Annotated in this window: 17 protein-coding genes; 12 read left to right on the forward strand and 5 right to left on the reverse strand. The window is 39.0% G+C overall.

Annotated features, from left to right (window positions below; genetic code table 11):
- Positions 1-88: 88 nt before the first annotated feature.
- From ACCB35_RS11065 to guaC, 3 genes are all read right to left on the reverse strand, one after another.
- Entirely contained in the window at positions 89-277 is a 189-nt protein-coding gene (locus ACCB35_RS11065; protein WP_374056910.1) for a twin-arginine translocase TatA/TatE family subunit, read from the reverse strand.
- A 375-nt stretch (positions 278-652) separates the two neighbouring features.
- Entirely contained in the window at positions 653-979 is a 327-nt protein-coding gene (locus ACCB35_RS11070; RefSeq protein ID WP_374056911.1) for a hypothetical protein, read from the reverse strand.
- Positions 980-1,176: 197 nt separating this feature from the next.
- A complete protein-coding gene (guaC, locus tag ACCB35_RS11075) occupies positions 1,177-2,160 on the reverse strand; it encodes a GMP reductase (protein WP_374056912.1) in 984 nt (327 codons plus the stop codon).
- 266 nt (positions 2,161-2,426) lie between these two features.
- Between guaC and ACCB35_RS11080 the strand changes: the two genes are divergently transcribed.
- Positions 2,427-2,978, forward strand: coding sequence for a 2'-5' RNA ligase family protein (locus tag ACCB35_RS11080; protein ID WP_044337061.1), 552 nt, complete (start codon positions 2,427-2,429; stop codon positions 2,976-2,978).
- Between the two features lie 161 nt (positions 2,979-3,139).
- Here the strand turns inward: ACCB35_RS11080 and ACCB35_RS11085 are convergent, their stop codons facing one another.
- Entirely contained in the window at positions 3,140-4,384 is a 1,245-nt protein-coding gene (locus tag ACCB35_RS11085) for a helix-turn-helix domain-containing protein (RefSeq protein ID WP_374056913.1), read from the reverse strand.
- A gap of 256 nt (positions 4,385-4,640) precedes the next feature.
- Between ACCB35_RS11085 and ACCB35_RS11090 the strand changes: the two genes are divergently transcribed.
- Complete coding sequence (locus ACCB35_RS11090) at positions 4,641-8,708, forward strand: S8 family serine peptidase (RefSeq protein ID WP_374056914.1); 4,068 nt, start codon at positions 4,641-4,643, stop codon at positions 8,706-8,708.
- Between the two features lie 116 nt (positions 8,709-8,824).
- On the opposite strand, the gene ACCB35_RS11095 is transcribed toward ACCB35_RS11090, so the two are convergent.
- Positions 8,825-9,784, reverse strand: coding sequence for a nucleoside hydrolase (locus ACCB35_RS11095; RefSeq protein WP_374056998.1), 960 nt, complete (start codon positions 9,782-9,784; stop codon positions 8,825-8,827).
- 172 nt (positions 9,785-9,956) lie between these two features.
- Here ACCB35_RS11095 and ACCB35_RS11100 point away from each other — a divergent pair, with 172 nt between their 5' ends.
- The 10 genes from ACCB35_RS11100 (at position 9,957) to ACCB35_RS11145 (ending at position 18,418) form a co-directional block, all read left to right on the forward strand.
- Positions 9,957-10,343, forward strand: coding sequence for a MerR family DNA-binding transcriptional regulator (locus tag ACCB35_RS11100; protein WP_374056915.1), 387 nt, complete (start codon positions 9,957-9,959; stop codon positions 10,341-10,343).
- Complete coding sequence (locus ACCB35_RS11105; protein ID WP_374056916.1) at positions 10,340-10,534, forward strand: hypothetical protein; 195 nt, start codon at positions 10,340-10,342, stop codon at positions 10,532-10,534. Before ACCB35_RS11100 ends, ACCB35_RS11105 begins: the two co-directional genes overlap by 4 nt.
- Complete coding sequence (locus ACCB35_RS11110; RefSeq protein WP_374056917.1) at positions 10,521-12,203, forward strand: acyl-CoA dehydrogenase family protein; 1,683 nt, start codon at positions 10,521-10,523, stop codon at positions 12,201-12,203. Before ACCB35_RS11105 ends, ACCB35_RS11110 begins: the two co-directional genes overlap by 14 nt.
- 773 nt (positions 12,204-12,976) lie before the next feature.
- Positions 12,977-13,531 carry a hypothetical protein gene (locus ACCB35_RS11115; protein WP_374053787.1) on the forward strand — a complete coding sequence of 185 codons (555 nt, stop codon included), beginning with the start codon at positions 12,977-12,979 and terminating at the stop codon, positions 13,529-13,531.
- Between the two features lie 206 nt (positions 13,532-13,737).
- Positions 13,738-14,607 carry a cation diffusion facilitator family transporter gene (locus ACCB35_RS11120; protein WP_374056999.1) on the forward strand — a complete coding sequence of 290 codons (870 nt, stop codon included), beginning with the start codon at positions 13,738-13,740 and terminating at the stop codon, positions 14,605-14,607.
- 327 nt (positions 14,608-14,934) lie between these two features.
- Complete coding sequence (locus ACCB35_RS11125; RefSeq protein ID WP_374053788.1) at positions 14,935-15,558, forward strand: ArsR family transcriptional regulator; 624 nt, start codon at positions 14,935-14,937, stop codon at positions 15,556-15,558.
- 100 nt (positions 15,559-15,658) lie between these two features.
- On the forward strand, positions 15,659-16,927 hold the full coding sequence (locus ACCB35_RS11130; protein ID WP_374053789.1) for an MFS transporter: 1,269 nt from the start codon (positions 15,659-15,661) through the stop codon (positions 16,925-16,927).
- A 261-nt stretch (positions 16,928-17,188) separates the two neighbouring features.
- Positions 17,189-17,653, forward strand: a complete 465-nt coding sequence (locus ACCB35_RS11135; protein ID WP_374053790.1) for a GNAT family N-acetyltransferase — start codon at positions 17,189-17,191, stop codon at positions 17,651-17,653.
- Between the two features lie 199 nt (positions 17,654-17,852).
- On the forward strand, positions 17,853-18,275 hold the full coding sequence (locus ACCB35_RS11140) for a GNAT family N-acetyltransferase (protein WP_374053791.1): 423 nt from the start codon (positions 17,853-17,855) through the stop codon (positions 18,273-18,275).
- Positions 18,276-18,286: 11 nt separating this feature from the next.
- Positions 18,287-18,418, forward strand: coding sequence for a hypothetical protein (locus tag ACCB35_RS11145; protein WP_374053792.1), 132 nt, complete (start codon positions 18,287-18,289; stop codon positions 18,416-18,418).
- Positions 18,419-18,441: the final 23 nt, after the last annotated feature.

The raw sequence follows: 18,441 nt of genomic DNA on the forward strand, positions 1-18,441 counted from the left end.
GAGGGACGGACCTTGAAAAGATAAAAGACGCCGATGAATGTGGATTCTGGTCATTTAAAGGTCCGTCCCTAAATACTCTAACTACTAACTATTTATCTTGAGTAATACTCTTCTCACCATGATTTTTGTCCTCATCTTCCATCAATCCACTTACCGCCTGTTTAAATTCTCTCAAAGATGCACCGGCAGCTTTTCCGAGCTCTGGAAGTTTGCTTGGTCCAAAGAACAGGAGTGCAACGAATAAAATTATCGCAATTTCACCGAAGCCCAGGTTCATTTTCATTTCCTCACTTTTTATAGAAGTATTTTTTGAAAGGCAAGTTTACTTTTACTTTAAGTCGAATATTTCAACAATTTCTTTCCACTTAATCATCATATCCCAAGAGAAATTAGGGACGGATGAAATGATGCTATTTCCACTCAATTCTCCAGATACAATTATCGTTCCAACAAAGCTAAGTAGGAAAAGAGAACAGAATAAATAACAAGCAATGGATTCATTACGATATTCATAATTTCTCATATGAATGCACCTCAATTTAATTTAATTTTCAAGGACCAGTGTTTATAATTAATGGGCACTACAAAGAAACTCTTAACTGCTAAGAGAAAAAAGGGTTTACGATCACATGTACTTTTAGAATGGAATGAATCAGAGGTAATTTGAATGGGACATGACTACTTCAAGAAAGCCCATTGAGTCTGGAAAAATCTCAGTGCTTAATAGACATCCGGCTAAAGGGATTAGTTTGAAGTGTAATGTTGAAAGAATGGAAGTTTTATTAGAAGTCATACCATCTTGTTTTTGAATGAGGGAAGGGACCACGTCGATAATCATGTCTGCATCGGTTAATAATACATGGTCAGAAATAGTAGCCACATTATCAAAATTCAAGAAAATCGGGCTTTGATTCTGTTGTTGAACGGGAACTGTCCCAAACACCATGCTCAATACCATCAATAAAAGCAATCTCATCATAGTCACTTCACCTCCCAAGATAATATTAAAGCTAATTATAGCTTAATTTCCACTGGTGTCTATAAAAAGTTAAGAGGGACGGACCTCCGATTGACAAAAACTTCGATAATTCGGACAGTAAAGAGGTATAGAGGTCCGTCCCTAATAAAAAGAGCCGGATACGAGTGTACCCGGCTAAAAGTTATGATAATAGGGGATTAATATACTTTGTCTCCGTTGAAGATTGAGTTTTTCACTACTACATAATCCACTGTACGGATGGCTTCTAGCTTCGTACCGCCAGCATAGGAGATAGAGGATTGAAGGTCTTGTTCCATTTCGGTCAGAGTGTGTTCCAGTGACCCTTTATGTTCTACAAACATCTTTTTACCTTCAACATTTTTCTTTTCGCCTTTTTGGAACTCTGAAGCTGATCCAAAGTATTCTTTGAATAGCTTGCCGTCTTTTTCAATTGTATCTCCCGGGGACTCTTCATGGCCAGCAAATAGTGACCCGATCATCACCATTGACGCTCCGAAACGAATTGATTTTGCGATATCACCGTGAGTACGGATACCACCATCAGCAATGATTGGTTTTGTAGCGGCTTTTGCGCACCAGCGTAGAGCAGCCAGCTGCCAGCCACCTGTGCCAAAGCCGGTTTTGATTTTCGTGATACATACTTTCCCTGGTCCGATTCCCACTTTTGTAGCATCAGCACCAGCATGCTCCAATTCTCTTACAGCTTCTGGAGTACCAACGTTCCCGGCAATCACAAAGCTCTCGGGTACGTGTTTTTTTATATGTTGAATCATGCTGATTACGGCATTGGAATGACCATGGGCAATATCGATTGTAATAAATTCCGGTGTCAGCTTCTCTTCTGCTAACTGCTCTACAAATGCATACTCTTCATCCTTAACACCTACAGAAATAGAAGAGATCAAACCGCGTGATTTCATATCTTTAATAAATGAAATTCGTTTTTCAGGCTCGAAGCGATGCATGATATAAAAATAATTATTTTCAGCTAAGTATACAGCGATTTTTTCATCAATAATGGTTTGCATATTGGCAGGAACTACCGGCAATTTGAACTTATGTCCACCCAGTGTCACACTTGTATCACATTCAGAGCGGCTATTAACCACGCATTTTGCAGGAATTAATTGAATATCTTCGTAATCAAATACATTTTCCATTATTACACCCCTAAACACGAATATTAAAGTTTGGTTGTTTTATAAATGTTCGTCCATAAGGTAATTTACATCATTTTCTTATCAATGTCAAAGATTTTTATCATTTTAAGTGAAAAGGCTTTGGATTTTGGCACAGGTGTTGATTGATCAAGTATTTAAGCGTTTGCAAATAAGAGTTTATGAACCCACTGAAAGAGAGACTATGTTACAGTATAAGGAAGAAGGGCTTATGAAAAAATCCGTATATTAGGAGAGGTGGTTAAGCTATGTACTGGGTAATCGCTCTATTCGACGGAAAGACTGAGGAGTTGATACAAGAAATTTGGAAGGAACTAACCGTTAAAAATATTTCTTACTATGAGGAAGAAATCAACGATGCACGGCCCCACATTACGATAGGGAGTTATAAAGAATTAGATAAAGAAACATACATAAAAGCATTAGATGAGTATTATGAGCATAAAAAACCGATCGATATCACCTTCAACACCGTGGGTTCATTTCTAAACTTCGGAACTCTATTTTTTTCCCCGACCATCACAAGAGAACTACTGAACTTTCATACGGATCATCATGAATTCTTTCATGAATTCAATGAAACCGCTAATCCACTCTATCTTCCTGACAAATGGATCCCACACTGTACTTTAGCCAATAAGCTTTCGCCGGAAAAGTTATCTCAGGGCTTTAAGCATTGTTTAGAAAGAGGAGACTCCATTGAAGCAAAGATCTGCGGTATTGCTTTAATTGAATTAGTCGACGATTCCAAGGATTGTATAGATGCTCCAATCGTCTACTCAAAATCACTATTGGAATAAACTGCAATCCAGGAGCCTAGAGTTGATCTTAAGAAATTAGTAAATCAAGATAAGCGTAGAATGGTTGCTTTAGAATATGCTCATTCCTTGAATCAAAAAACAAGAAAATAAATAACTAAAAACGCAAAGGAGGGACTATCTCCATTGCGTTTTTTATAGGGTTATACGAATTGGTTATTCTTTCGGAACTTCTCCATCAGGCCCTTGGCATAGAAGTTTGCTTTCCCCATATCTCCCTTTTCCATATAATAATCAAACAGTAATACGCCGTAATGTTCCATAGGGAGGACGTAGCCCATTTCCTGAAAGTGGGGATAGGCTTTTTCTTCCAAATACTCATAATACCCTTTTTTGTCTTCATTAACATTCAATTTGTGTAAAGTAAAGAAGTGATAGAACGTATTGTTATTACCTTTTCGGGCCAGAGATAAACCTTCTTCTATGTATTGCAGTAACTCATCTTTCGAGGTCCGTCCCTCTTTGGCAAGGGCATTTACGTATCCTTCAAGTGAGCCAAGGTAGTTGGGGTCTTGGGGTTTGCGGGTGTTGACGGATTTTTTGTAGTATTCGCCTGCTGACTTGAAATCGCCTTTTCTGAGCTGGTGATATGCGTAGTTATGATGAAGCAGGGCCCTCTGGTGTTCGAGTTGGTAGTCTTCAGCCATGTCGATTAATCGTTGATATTCATTGATTTCCACGTTGGAATCATCGGATTGTTCAAGTTGAAGTAGCATCAGCATCTCTGACTCGATCATCCGGGAGAAACTGCGCTTCTCTACAAAGAATTGCAATGCCTTATTTGCATAAAAGTAGGCTAGTACATTTGAATGAATGGAATGATAGGCAACCGCTAAATCGTAAAAGCATTCTCGGTTGGAATAGTCATCCAGGCGAATTTCCTTAAGCACTGAAATAGCTTTGAAGAAATCATGGTTTACCCTCATTTGATAAATGCCTTTTATATGCAGTAACATATTATGCTCATATGGACTAAGTCCTGACCACATCTCCATTTCTTCAATGAGACGTTTGGCAGGTTGATTTTCCCCAGAAAATAAATGATATCGAGCGAGAATCAAGGTATACGTCCGATAGAAATCCTGGATTTGCAATAAAGGAATTCCATCCAGTCGTGTCTTTATGGAATCTGCTTTAGTTTGCAACTTTTTAATGATCGATTCGTGCCATTCTTTCAGAAGGGAATCGATACTTTGATAATTCTCTAATTCCTTCTCCATATCAATACCTAATCGTTCACTTAATAATTGGATTGTTTCCATTGAGACCTCAGTAAGTCCTCGTTCTATTTTACTGATATGGGTAGTAGAGCAAATCCCTTCTCCCAAATCCTTCTGTTTGACCTGTTGATGTTCGCGATAGAACTTGATAATTTTACCTTCAAGCATGATCTCATCCCCTTTTGCTATCTTTCCAATTCCCCCAATATTATCATAACCCCAATTATTAATTATGTATTTACCACTTTTTCTTTAAAATAACCTCAATAAATAGATCTTAATAACTATTAATTGTGATTACGATTGGTTATAAAGACTCATTAGAAACCCCAATAGCTTCTAATCTGAAAGAATACTAAAATGGAATTGTAATACTATTTCGAATACTACTAAAATCAGCTGAGAAAAGAAAGAGGTAGGAATAATGAATGCAAACTCAATTGCTAAACGCTCTGCAGTGATTGCCCTTTCCACTGGATTACTTTTATCCCCGGTCAACACCCTCTCCACACCTAACGTAAATGCAACGGAAGGGAAAACAGAAGACATGTTATCTTCCTTAACAGAAGAACAAAGGCGTGCTTTGAATCAACTGCAATTAAATAACTTAGAAGGTCTTCAAGGATTCAATGAAACTGAACTGACTTCTGAAGAAGAGATTTCAGTCATCGTTGAATTCCGTTCAAAACCTGTTAATGTAGCTGTATTAGAAGCCGCAATTAAAGGAAAGAACTTAAAGAAAGAAGATGCTAAAGCAAAAGTAGATCAAGAGCACATAGTGTTTAAAGAAGACGTAGAAAAACACTTATCAAGCACAAATAAACGAGAAAAAAAGCCAATACCCAAAATCACACAAACCTATAAAACGGCTTATAATGGAGTTGCTATAAAACTACCAGCCAATCAGGTAGAACAGCTCCTTCACTCAACATCCGTCAAAGCCGTATATAAAAACCAAACGTTTACAATAGATCCGGTTAAAGAAGTCCTGCCGGCAGATGTTGATCGAAACACCACCACATCTGTGGAAAGCATCAACTATTTAAATGTAGACAAACTGCACAAAGAAGGAATCACAGGTGAGGGGATAAAAGTTGGTGTTCTTGATACAGGAGTGGACTATAATCACCCTGATTTGAAGGACGTATATAAAGGTGGATATGACTTTGTCGATAATGATAGCGATCCAATGGAAGCAACCTATGAAGATTGGAAAAATTCCAATCAACCTGAAACTAGTCAAGTAGGTACTCCTTATTACACTTCACACGGTACACATGTATCAGGAACCATTGTAGGTCAAAATAAGAACGATAGTGAAGTATCTGTAGAAGGAGTTGCTCCCGATGCTGATTTATACGCTTATCGTGTACTAGGTCCATATGGTAGTGGGTCGTCAGAAGGAGTCATCGCTGGAATTGATAAGTCAGTAGAAGATGGCATGGATGTAATTAATCTATCTCTCGGAGCAGGCGTAAACGATCCATATTACCCGACCAGTACGGCGTTAAATTATGCAGTTCTAAATGGTGTAACCGCTGTAGTATCAGCAGGGAATTCAGGATCCAATGATTTCACGCTTGGATCACCTGGTACAGCGGCACTGGCATTGACCGTTGGGGCAAGTGATGTACCGGTTTCTCAAACCACTTTTACAGGAGAACTATCAAATGGTTGGTCCACGGAAATCATCAGCATGGCAAGAGGATTTGCTCACCAATTTGCCAGTTTAGAAGATAAGTCCCTTGAAATAGTCGATATAGGATTGGGTAATATACAAGACTATCAAAATAAAGATGTCGAAGGAAAGATAGCTTTTGTTCAACGGGGAGATTTTGCATTAATTGACAAAGTGAAGTTTGCCAAAGAAAATGGGGCAGATGCGGTCATCATGTACAACAATGTGGAAGGTCACGTTGGTTATAATCTAGGTGAATCTACTCACTATATTCCAGCTTTCTCCATGACCAAGAAAGCCGGGGAAGAGCTGAAGGAAGTAGTCTTGAATGGAGCAAACACTTTCACATTTAGAAACTTTGAAGAATCCTTCTCAGAAGGGGACAAGTTAGCTGATTTTAGTTCAAGAGGTCCTGTGAATAAAAACTATGATATGAAACCGGAAATCGTAGCACCCGGAGTAAGTGTTCTCTCCACCTTCCCTTCCTATATGGTGAATCCAGAGAATCCTGAAGACTATAAATATGCTTATGCAAGATTGAATGGAACTTCAATGGCGTCTCCTTTTGCCGCTGGTGTGGCTGCGTTACTTCTGGGAGAGAACCCTGACCTTGAACCGTCAGATATCAAAACAATCCTTATGAATTCCGCTGATCCATTAAACGAAGATTACAGCGTGTTTGAAGTCGGGGCGGGTAGAATTGATCCTTATCAAGCACTTCACAGTCAAACGAAGATCCAGGTAAATGATGAAACGTTGCTTCCAAACGGAGAAGGCTTGATCACAATCAAGGAAAAAACCGGCGGCTTAAGCTTTGATAACCAGATCGTATCAGAAGGTTCTCACGTTCGGGTAAAAAAGACACTCGAATTTATAAACAGCAGTAGCCACAAAAAAACATACAACGTAGAGATTGTAGAAAATGTTCAAGAAGGGACCAATAGTCTGAAGGAAAACGGAGTACAGGTGAATGTTGACAAATCAATTAAGGTCAATGCCGGGAAATCATTGAAATCAAATGTGTTCCTTACTATGCCGAAGACAGCAAAAAAAGGCATTTATGAAGGATACCTGATCATTACCAACAGCAAAGATTCTAGTGAAAGCTACAGGGTTCCTTTCAGCGTGAAGAAATCAGAGGAAGGATTCAACTCTCTGGATCTACTCACACCAGCAATCACGCCATCACATTACAATCATGGTTTTGATGGATACAGAACGACGACGGCAATGGTGTTATTCAATTTAAGCTCGCCAGTCGACACGATGGATGTCATCCTTCAAGATGGGAAATCTGGAGAGGACCTGGGCTTAGTGGGATCACTTGATATGAACGGAGCTGAAGAAAACCGTGATTATTTCTTACAATCCTTTACCGGTGAATACTATAAGTTTACGGGTAATAAAAAGGATCCAGTAGCATCTGAAACGAGTATTGCCCAACCAGGTTATTACAAACTGAAATTCATTTCAACCTTACCTAGCGGAAAACAGAAAACCATTTTGCATGATTTGTTCATTGATATTGAAGCTCCCGAAGTAAAAAGTACACTCGACAGTGAGTCTCCTTTCATTGAATACAAACCTGGACAAAAGACAGTGCCATTCGAAATGGAAGTGAAGGATTCGAACGTCGAAGCCATGCAAGATGCAGGGTTAAATATTGATCAATCGTCCAACTTTGCGGTCTATACCTACGGATTCCCTTTACCAAACGGGCCTTTCTATATGGACGAGAATGGAAAATGGGTGGAAGAAGTAGAGATGAATGAATACGCCAAATCCCTTTCATTCAATCTTATCGGTTATGACAAAGCTGGAAACCAGGCGAAATGGAAGGAATACTTCTTTGTGAAAGAAGGGACCCCTGTTTCGTATGCCAAACACGATGTAGAAATTGCAAGATCAGGGGATATCTTAAACGCTTCACTCGTATTGGATAATCTTAACGGAGTGAAAGAAGCAACCTGGTCATTTGATAATCCAGGAATACAACATGTATACCTTGTTGAAGCTGCATTGACAGATGAAGTTAGTGATTATGCATCCATTGAAGTCGAAGGAAATCAAGTAAGAGTGAAATTCGACGAAAATAAAGCATTTGACCGGACAGAAGTGGTGGATGTAAAAGTAAAAGTACAAGACGAACTATTCTATCCGATTGGATACATCAAACCTACAGCTAAGATCATCAATGCAAACGATGAAGAGCAGACCTTGCTCAGTGCCGGAAATCGTTACAATTTAAAACCTATATTTAACCGCGTTCAAGGAAACTTGGCACCAGAAGGGTATCTTGCTGAGGGTGGAGGTTTTACTGAAAATAGAGATTGGGAGAAAGTAGGGGCATCAATTAAGGTGACAAATCCTTCTGGATATAATCTTGATGCTTCCACCTTGCTTAATGGGACTTCTCGTTTTGAAATTGAGCCACTGCCGTTAAGTAAAGATGACTATACATTTGAAGTAAGTGTTCCTGGACATTTTATGACAAAACATGAGGAAACATTTGGCTTCGAATACAAAGGGACCTTATACGGAGAATCAGAAACTATCCGCATAAGCTTAGTAGGAGGAGATGTAAACCAAGACCATGTAATCGACATCCATGATGCCATTGCGATTCAGGAGGCATCGGGGACCGATAACCGTGCGGCTGATATCAATTTCGACACAGTAGTGAATGAAAAAGACTTGAGCTTTGTTGAGAAGAACTATTTGCTGCAAAACGAAGATGCAACAAATCCACCAGCACCTGTTGATTCTTGGAATGGAAAGACATTGGAATCCATAAAAAAAGAATTAGGGCTATAATCCATTTACCTCATTGTAAGTTGGTAGGGGGTGGACGAAATGAAGAAGTTATCATATGCACTGCCTGAAGTAAACACCTGATAAATGCTAAAAGGAATGACCTCTTTCTGAAGAGATCATTCCTTTTTTCTCTCAAATGATTCTCCGGTCATCACATTCATAAATCGTTCGAAAAACATTTCATACTCGAACGAAAAGGCAATCCGATGCTTTTTTGCTGTTTCTTCAAACTGAATATACGGTCTGATATCTGCAATGCTTTGGCCACGGTGGATACCGGAGCTGGAAGTCACTACATGTACGGGTAGATTTCGAAACGTGAACATGTCATCATTGACTGCTGACATAAGGGTGATCGCATCATGTACCGGACTTCCTTTAATCAATGGATTTCGCTTCTTATAAAATTCAAAGTAATAGTCCAATAGGGGCTTAACAAGCTTCGATCGACCTTTATACTCAATGTAATCAACCATTTCAGGAGTTACGATTGCATGGTCAGTCACATTTAGAGGGATGATGGTGAGATTATTGGCATATGTCAAGACAATCTTCACTGCAATCGGATCAGAATGAAAGTTTGCTTCAGATACCGCCGTTACATTTCCAGGTACCCAGAATGCTCCACCCATAATAAAAATCTTCTTTACTTTATTCAAAAGTGTTTGATATAAGATAAACATATTTGCAAGGGAGGTCAGCCTCCCTATATTTACAATGATCAGTTCATCCCCATATTTCTCAATCAATCTAATAATCTCAAAGAAATTTTCAATATTTCCTTCATACAGACCAGGTTTAATTGGTCCAAGTCCATACTCTCCGTGTATTTCAGGATAAAATTTAGGCTGCTCAGCTGTCATCGGGACCTCTGCCCCACCAATAATCGGAATCCTGTCTTTAGGATTCAACAGATTCATGAGGTAGTGGACACTTGCAACAGCACGGGATCTTGGGACATTTCCATAATCAGCAACCACCCCGACCAGTTCAATCTCTTCACTCAGATAAGAGTAGATCAGGGCGATGGTATCATCGATTCCTATATCCGCAAATAACAACACCTTCTGCATGATTCACTCACCACCTCATTTATATTTATTACTAGTATATGGAAAACAGTGTTCTGATTATGTGTGAGGGTACTCCTTCCAAAGAACCAAAAACTCTTTAATACAGGTTGAACTTTACGTTGACGTCAATGGTAAACTTGAAGTATCGAAATTTTCTAATAAAGAGATGATTACTATGACATACACGATTACTCAGCTGGCAAAGGATTTTAACGTAACGACACGCACGATAAGGTATTATGAGGAGCTAAATCTCCTGCAACCGGCAAGGAGCGAGTCAGGAAGGAGAATCTATTCAAAGAGAGATGTCGCTAAAATGAAATTGATTTTCAGGGGAAAACGGTTCGGCTTCACCTTGGAAGAAATCAAAGAAATGGTCCTATTATTTCATCAGGACCGAATTGGAAGGAAGCAATTAGAGCGTACGATTGAATATGGAACCAAACGAATCGAGGAGATGACCAGCTTTATTGAAGAGCTCGAAGCCATGAGAACCGAAATGGAAGAACTAAGGGATGCGTTTATCAAAAAGTTAAATGAGTCAGGGGAGACATCTGAATGAGTATTTCACGTTTATTGTCACGAAATGCCCGTAAATATCCAGCACATCAAGCCATAGTTACAGAACGAACAGTGCTGGCCAACCAAGGACTAAATGAAGCAGTCAATCAATTCACCTCAAGTTTACATCATCCCTGTATCGGTCTTAGAGATAACACGAAGGAATTTGTGGTAAATCATGAGAAGGATTGAAAATTTTTATCGGGAGGATCCTCATTTCAAGGAACTTATGAAGCAATACCTAGACAAAGACTTTTTTGTCTGGGTTGATCAAGAACTGGATGTGTTCGGCGGGTTATGTGCGGGGGAAATTGATGATCGAGCCGTACACACCGACCGTGAAGGGCAGCCAAGACTGATCAAATACAACCGATTAGGAGAAGAAATCTCTGAAATCTGGGTGAATGAAGGATATAAAAAAACGGTGCAGCAAACCTATAATAAGGGAATAGTAGGTTATATCCATAAGGACATTCCTGAACTCGGCCATAAAGGGAATTATGTATATTCCTTTGCCCAAGGCTATCTATTATCCCAAACAGAGCCTGGTTTCTATTGTCCTGTAACTCTTTCCATGGCTTCTGCCCTGCTACTTCAAAAATACGCATCCGATCAGGTGAAAACGAGATTCCTGCCTCATGTCATTTCAACAGGAGAAGTGGAGTTATACGAGGGGGCTACATTTTTAACTGAACGTCAAGGTGGTTCCGATGTTGGTGCCAATGATACAAAAGCCGTCAAAAATGGTGATACTTATAAGCTTTTTGGTGAAAAATATTTTGCATCCAACTCTGGAATGTGCGGAGTGACCATGGTGCTCGCACGTATCGATGGTTCTTTTGATGGGACGAAAGGACTCAGCCTGTTTGCAGTGCCCTGGAGGAAAGATGATGGTTCACTGAATGGCATTCAAATTAGAAGATTGAAAGATAAACTCGGTGTCCGGGCGGTCCCTTCTGCAGAAGTGGAATTCGACGGAGCTGAAGCCCATCTTGTAGGAGAACCGAATCGAGGCATATATTATATGATGGAGGCATTGAATCTTTCCCGTGTATGCAATGCCATCGCCTCGATCGGAATCATGAGAAGAGCCTATCTAGAAGCAAGAAATTATGCATTTTATCGTGAAGCATTCGGGCAGAAATTGACCCAATATCCGATGATCAAAGAAACATTAACTCGTCTTGCAGCCAAGCAAGAGGTAGAAACAAGTGCAGTATTTCATCTCGTTCATTTATTTGATCGTGTAATCTCGGATGAAACCCCGACGACAGAAGATGAAAACGTACTAAACAGATTACTTATTGCGATTCTGAAAAAGGAATCAGCGGAACAAGCGATTCATTTCTCCCACGAAGCCATTGAAATGCACGGGGGGAATGGCTACATCGAGGATTTCGTTCTCCCACGCTTACTTCGGGACGCACAGGTATTGACGGTGTGGGAAGGAACAGCGAATATTTTAGGACTTGAAGTACTAAGATTAATCAATAAGCACCGGGCTCATGAGTACTTTTTGGTTAAAATAAAAGAAGAGTTATCCAATTTGCCTGAAGAGCTTCTATTGTTTAGCTCCCCAGTTACAGAGGGTATCGCAAAACTAGAACGATTATTGGAAAAAGTAGCAGGGGCGGACGTCGATACGCAAACGTATCATTCAAAACGAATCGCTGAATTAATGGCCAATATATTCGAAAGTGTCATCGCACTTAAGGATGCCCATACAATGGGTGGAGATAGGAAGCGAATGATCGCTGAAGTGTTTATCGAGCATACATGGAAACAAACCGAATGGATTGATGAAGAAATGAAATCAATTAAGTATTTTGATGACATTGTAGGTGTGAATGTAAGAGTGTGAAAAGAATAAGCCCCTAAGCTCGGTTGGAGTTTAGGGGCTAATATTATTTTTCGCAACAGCAAGGACAATCACATTCTTTTTTCGTTTTACATTTACAGCGTTCACATGAACATTCTTTTTTCACCAAGAAAAGCACCCCCAACTATGTCTTTTGTTAATAATCATCGTAACCAAAAGTTTAATTTTAATACATACAGGTTGGTGTTTAAGATCCTAATTCGAGGATATATCATGCTAATTCAGACGAATATTGGGGTGAATTTAGAATAACTGAATGATTTTTGTGTAAAATATGTCATCTCTTCATGTAAATCCAAGCATAGCTTGCTTAAATCGAAAGTAAAGTTTTGATTTGTATATATTTGTCATTAGATTGACTGGAAAATCAGATGGATATCGGCGATATTTACGTTTTATCGGCGATATTTTGATTTTAACGGAGAAATCGATACATTTATCGGCGAAATTTCTATTTTAACGGCGAAACGGTCTCCATGTCATAATTGGACTGTTCATACTTTTTTAGAACATCTGTTAATCACGATTTCTTGTTAAATATGAATATATTTGTGATTTCTGATATGGATTGAATAACGCGGAAAAGGAAACATCGACTAAAGAGAATACAATAATATTATTATGGTAACTAAATTCCCCGACAACATTTGAGTTATTTACAAATAATACAAAATGATATCCATTTGTTTACATATAAAACGAAATAAGGTAATATATGTAATTGCAGGTTCTCAAAAAAAGGGGAGGAAATGATGATGAAAAAATTATTGGTACCATTTTTCTTGTTATCTATGAGTTTATTTATTGCCGCATGCAACAGTGAAGGCAGTACCGAAGAAAAAGAAACCGAAACGAACACTGAAGCTACAGAGGAAGAAGCAAAATCAGATGAGATGGAAATGAAAAGCGCTCTATTAGACTATCAAATGGAGATTATTAACACAGTAAATGCGAATGATTCGGCCATTTATGCATTTGAAGCAGCAAAAGCAAAGGAAGAAGAAAAACCATCCGATGAAGAAATTGCAAAACTGAAAACGGATGCAGAAGCAGCTGCTACAACTGTAGCAGAAGACGTTCATGCTCTTGAAGTTCCTGCCGCACTTGATTCTAAAAAAGAGGAAATCCAAGGAGCGTTAGATGATCTTGCAAAATCGTACGAAACCAGAGCTGCCAATCTTTCAGATGAGGCGAACGCCGAATACACAGAATCTGATGAACAATTCGCTGCATTTGAAGAAAAAATGGCCGCCGTTTATGAAGAAGCTGGCCTGACAAAGCCTAGTTTTTCAGCGGATATTGTAGATTAACAACGAAAGATTCATAGACAGCAACAATTCCAATATCAATAGGACAGCACCAGCTGTCCTATTTTTTATGAAGTCATAAAAGTTTACTTAACAAAACATTTTTAACCTCTTCATAATAAGATAGCTGAACTAAAGAAGGTTGCTATAGACCCACATGAATGCGGATTGATATGATAAACACAATTAAAGTGTGGAGGATTAAACCAGTGGATCAAGAAAAGTATAAACAGTTAAAATTAGGTGAACGCGGAGCTATCATCAGTATCCTTGCATACATCGTTTTATCAATACTAAAATTTATCATTGGCACCACAGCCAATTCAGAAGCATTACAGGCAGACGGCTTGAATAATGCGACAGACATTGTGGCTTCTGTTGCTGTACTTATTGGACTGAAATATTCCAGAAAGCCTGCAGACCAGGATCATCCCTATGGTCACTGGAAAGCAGAAAGTGTTGCATCTCTAATTGCCTCATTCATCATGATGATTGTAGGGCTGCAAGTACTATATAATGCCATACAGTCTGTATTTGACGGAAATAGCCAATCACCAGATCTTCTTTCAGCATGGACAGGGGTGGGGGCAGCTATCGTCATGTACCTGGTATATCGCTATAACAAAAGATTGGCTGAAAAAATAAACAGTCAATCCCTTATGGCTGCTGCAAAGGATAATCTTTCAGATGCATGGGTAAGTATCGGAACAGTAGTCGGAATTCTTGGAGCCCAATTTTATCTTCCTTGGTTAGACCCTCTGACGGCCGTTTTTGTAGGTCTCTTAATATGTAAAACAGCATGGGATATTTTCCGGGAAGCTTCACACTATTTAACAGACGGGTTTGACGAACAGTTGATTCAAGCATACGAAGAGACCATTGAAACCATCCCTGGTGTCAAAGGGGTTAAGGATATACGTGGGAGAAACTACGGGAACAACACTGTCGTGGATGTGGTTATTTTAGTAAGGTCAACACTTGATATTAAGCAGGCACATGATATTTCAAGCGTTGTAGAGAAAGAATTGATGAAGAAGCATGAAGTGTACGATGTGCATGTACATGTGGAGCCGAATTAATGGTTAGGAGGTTTCACAGATTCTTTTCTAAAGGCTGCAATTATAAACTACTGAATAAGTTATTTAGCATCAAACAGGACCCTTCTTGGGTCTTTTTTTTAACACGTAAAAGCAAAGAATAAGATTCACCCCGATGAAAATCAGCATAATAAACCACAACCAGTTAAGTCTGTCCGGCATAAAATACATTTTCCAATTAGGACAAGTTTCAAAAAAAATTGAAATTTAAGTAAAATACCTATTGCATAAAATAACCAGTTGATGTTAAAGTCTATTCACACGGTAAAAATAATTTTACCGTGTGAATAAACATGACAGGTGATACAAATGAAATCAATGTTCATCATTAAAGAATATGATCAACTCAAAGCACTCAGCGATCCATTTCGAGTCAAACTGATGATTCGATTAGTGGAAAAACCCTATACCGGTCAACAGTTATCTGAAATATTTGATCTCTCAAGAGCCCGCATTCATTATCATTTGAAAGAATTAGAGAAACTCGGTTTGATCGAAATTGTTAAAACGGAAGAAAAGAATGGCATCGTCCAAAAATTTTATCAATCTGTTGCCAGTGGTTTTTATCCGGATTCAAGCATGCTTCCGCATAAAGAAGAAATCACCGAGACGAAGAGGCATATGATGTATGGAATGCTTGACAGGACAATGGCGAGATTATTATCAGCACCAGCAGAAGCCTTTGAGCAGGCAGGTCCCGAAGATCCGTCTGAATGGAATATTCTGGCTACTTCCTTAGAATTAAAAGTGACAGAAGAACAATTTAAGTCGTTTATTGATGGATATTTAAAGCTAATAAAGGAATATCAAAACAAAGCAAAAGATAATAAATCCAATCCAGAAGCAAACTATTATTATCTTACAGCTTATGGTTTCCAAGTTGATGAATCTGAGTTTGAAAAGAGAGTAATGAAAGAAGAAAAAGACCGTTAATGGTTTTTTTTAGACTAACGGTAAAATTTATTTTACTGATCAGGAATATTTTTTTGTATAAACGGTTAAAAAAAATTTACAGTCTGAAGGAGAGAGTTAGATGAAAGAATTATTAATGAAAAACCGTAATTTTGCCTCATTGTTCTTTGGGAGATTGGTGACGAATATGGGGGATAGCATCTATTATGTGGCTGCCATGTGGCTCGTGTATGAGCTGGGAGGAAGTGTCTTTTATACAGGCTTAGCCGGCTTCCTTACCTTATTGCCCGGAACATTACAATTTCTCGTGGGTCCCCTGGTTGATAAATGGCCAATTCAGAAAATGCTGGTCAGAACCCAAATCATTCAAGCAATCCTGGTTATGTTAATACCATTGGCACATTTTATGGAGTTTTTAACTGTCTCGTTCATACTAATCATCATGCCGATCATTTCTGCTCTAAACCAATTCACCTACCCTGGTCAGGCAGCCATCCTTCCGAGAATCGTCAGAAAAGATCAACTTGTAAAAAGTAATTCCCTGTTCTCCTTTGCTTTTCAAGGAGTGGATCTTGCCTTCAATGCCCTTGCCGGAATCCTCATCACATTAGTTGGCGCCATTACCCTCTATATGATCGACGTTGTCACATTTATTGCAGCAGCCATTTTGTTCAGTCTTCTCAATATGAAATCCGAAACGAAATCAAAAGAAAAACAATCTATTGGATCAGCCTTTGAAGAATACAAAAATGATCTATTTGAAGGTTTTTCCATCGTATTCAAATCCCACCTAGCCAAATTTTTATTGGGGTCAATCGTGGCAAACTTTGCCATCGGCTCCATCTATGCCATTTTGCCGGCATTTGCCGATGTCAGAGGTGGTTCAGAATTATATGGTCTATATTTAGCTGCCATTTCAGGAGGTGCATTGATCGGAGCCATCGGAGCATCCTGGTTTGAGCGCTATCCGCTGGGCAAGCTTACGATTGTCTTGTTCTTCCTGGGTGGAACTACTTGGATGATTTCAGGCTTCATTGGTATGAATGGCTTAAGCATTTTATTATTCGGCTTATCTTGGATTCCAATCGGGGCCACCAATGTCATCATGGGTGCCGCTCTTCAATCAATCGTTCCACAGCATTTGCTCGGCAGAATTTTCTCTGTGACAGCCTCCCTGGGAGCTATGGCCATGCCGTTCGGATCACTTATCGGCGGCTATCTTGCTGAAATATTCGACAGTACGTCTGTATATATCGGGAGTGCAGGTGGGATTCTATTTATTTCCCTCGTATGGATCTTAAACAAAACCTTACGTTCCCTTCCACACACCTCAGAGCTTAATCCAGAGGAAATAGGTTTGGCAGATGAAAGTGTAACAGCTTCATCTTAATAAAAGCAACATCCTCTTCCCGTACGAATTCCTATGGGGAGGGATGTTGCTTTATGGTGAAAAATTTAACTATCAGGTGAAAGCAATGGTTGATAATGGTAAAATAGAAGAATAGAATATGCAATGGTCATTCCATGTTCAAAATTGCTCATTAAATCTTTTCTGAAACCACTCATCTACCGCCTTGGGACCGTCCTGAGACTGTAGTGAGGGAAATCAGGAAACGCTGGAAATAGTTTATTAAGAGGAGGCACTCATTCAATGATTCTATTACAACCAATGAAAGACCATGAATATACTTTTTGGCTTCAAGATTCTATTAAAGAATACGCGGCAGAAAAGACGAAAGCCGGTAACTTCCAAAAGGATACTTCATTAGAGCAGGCGGAAAACGAATTCAATCAACTACTGCCGGATGGACTGGAGTCAAAGGGTCATTATATATTTACTTTAATTGATGGTGAAGACCAGGAAGACGTAGGCACATTATGGATTAATGTAAAGGAGGACGGTAAAGAAGCATTCATTTATGATATCAAGATTCATGAAAGCAAAAGAGGGCGGGGCTATGGAAAGGAAGCATTGAAGTCCCTGGACTCATTTGCGAGGGAAAAAGATATATCGAAAATAGCGCTGCATGTTTTTGGTCATAATAAAGTGGCTCTTTCCTTGTACCAGAATACAGGGTTCGAAGTGACCAATGTCTTGATGTCAAAGACTCTTTAAGTTCGAACAAAGGACACCCAGGTGTCTTTTTCTATTTAAAGGAGCCAATGCAACTTGACTGCATCAAGTGAAACATACAGGTATAATGACAGTTATTTTTCAATAGGAAATGCCGGAATACTAATCATAGGAATGGTTGTACTAATGCTGATCATCGTATTCATTTCCTTTTTATTAATGAAAAGAAAGTAGGAGCGTCATGAGAAACGTGGGATATGCGCATATAGACGATTTGGCTTCTCTTATACAAATTGATAGTCAAGTGATCGGAAACGAAAGCAGACATAAGCAAATCCAGGAGGCAATACTGGAAAAGAGATGTTTAGTTGTTAAAGAGGGGGAGGCTGCTGCCGGGTTTCTTCTATTTAACACCCACTTTTTCGATAATACTTTCGTCTCTCTCATCATTGTTTCACCGGGGGAAAGAAGGAAGGGTAATGCCTCCTTACTATTGAAACATGTTGAAGAAATTTCGTCGACAAATAAAATTTTCTCGTCTACTAACCGATCAAACAGACAAATGCAAAAAACATTTCAAGTAAACGGTTATTCACAAAGTGGAATGATTGAAAATCTGGACCCTGGGGATCCGGAGATTGTTTATTATAAACAAAAGAAATAGGAGGTCATCAAGTGCTTATCATTTTAGTCATATTTCTATTAATCTTTTCATATGATTTCACGAAATTCAGAAGGCAAAATCAAACCATGATTGAGCAGAATGAAAGAATGATTGAACTTCTCGAGGAAATGAAAGAGAAATAATACATACTGGAAGGAGGCTCAAC

This window comes from Rossellomorea sp. FM04394 (genome assembly GCF_041889765.1).
GTDB lineage: Bacteria > Bacillota > Bacilli > Bacillales > Bacillaceae_B > Rossellomorea > Rossellomorea aquimaris_B.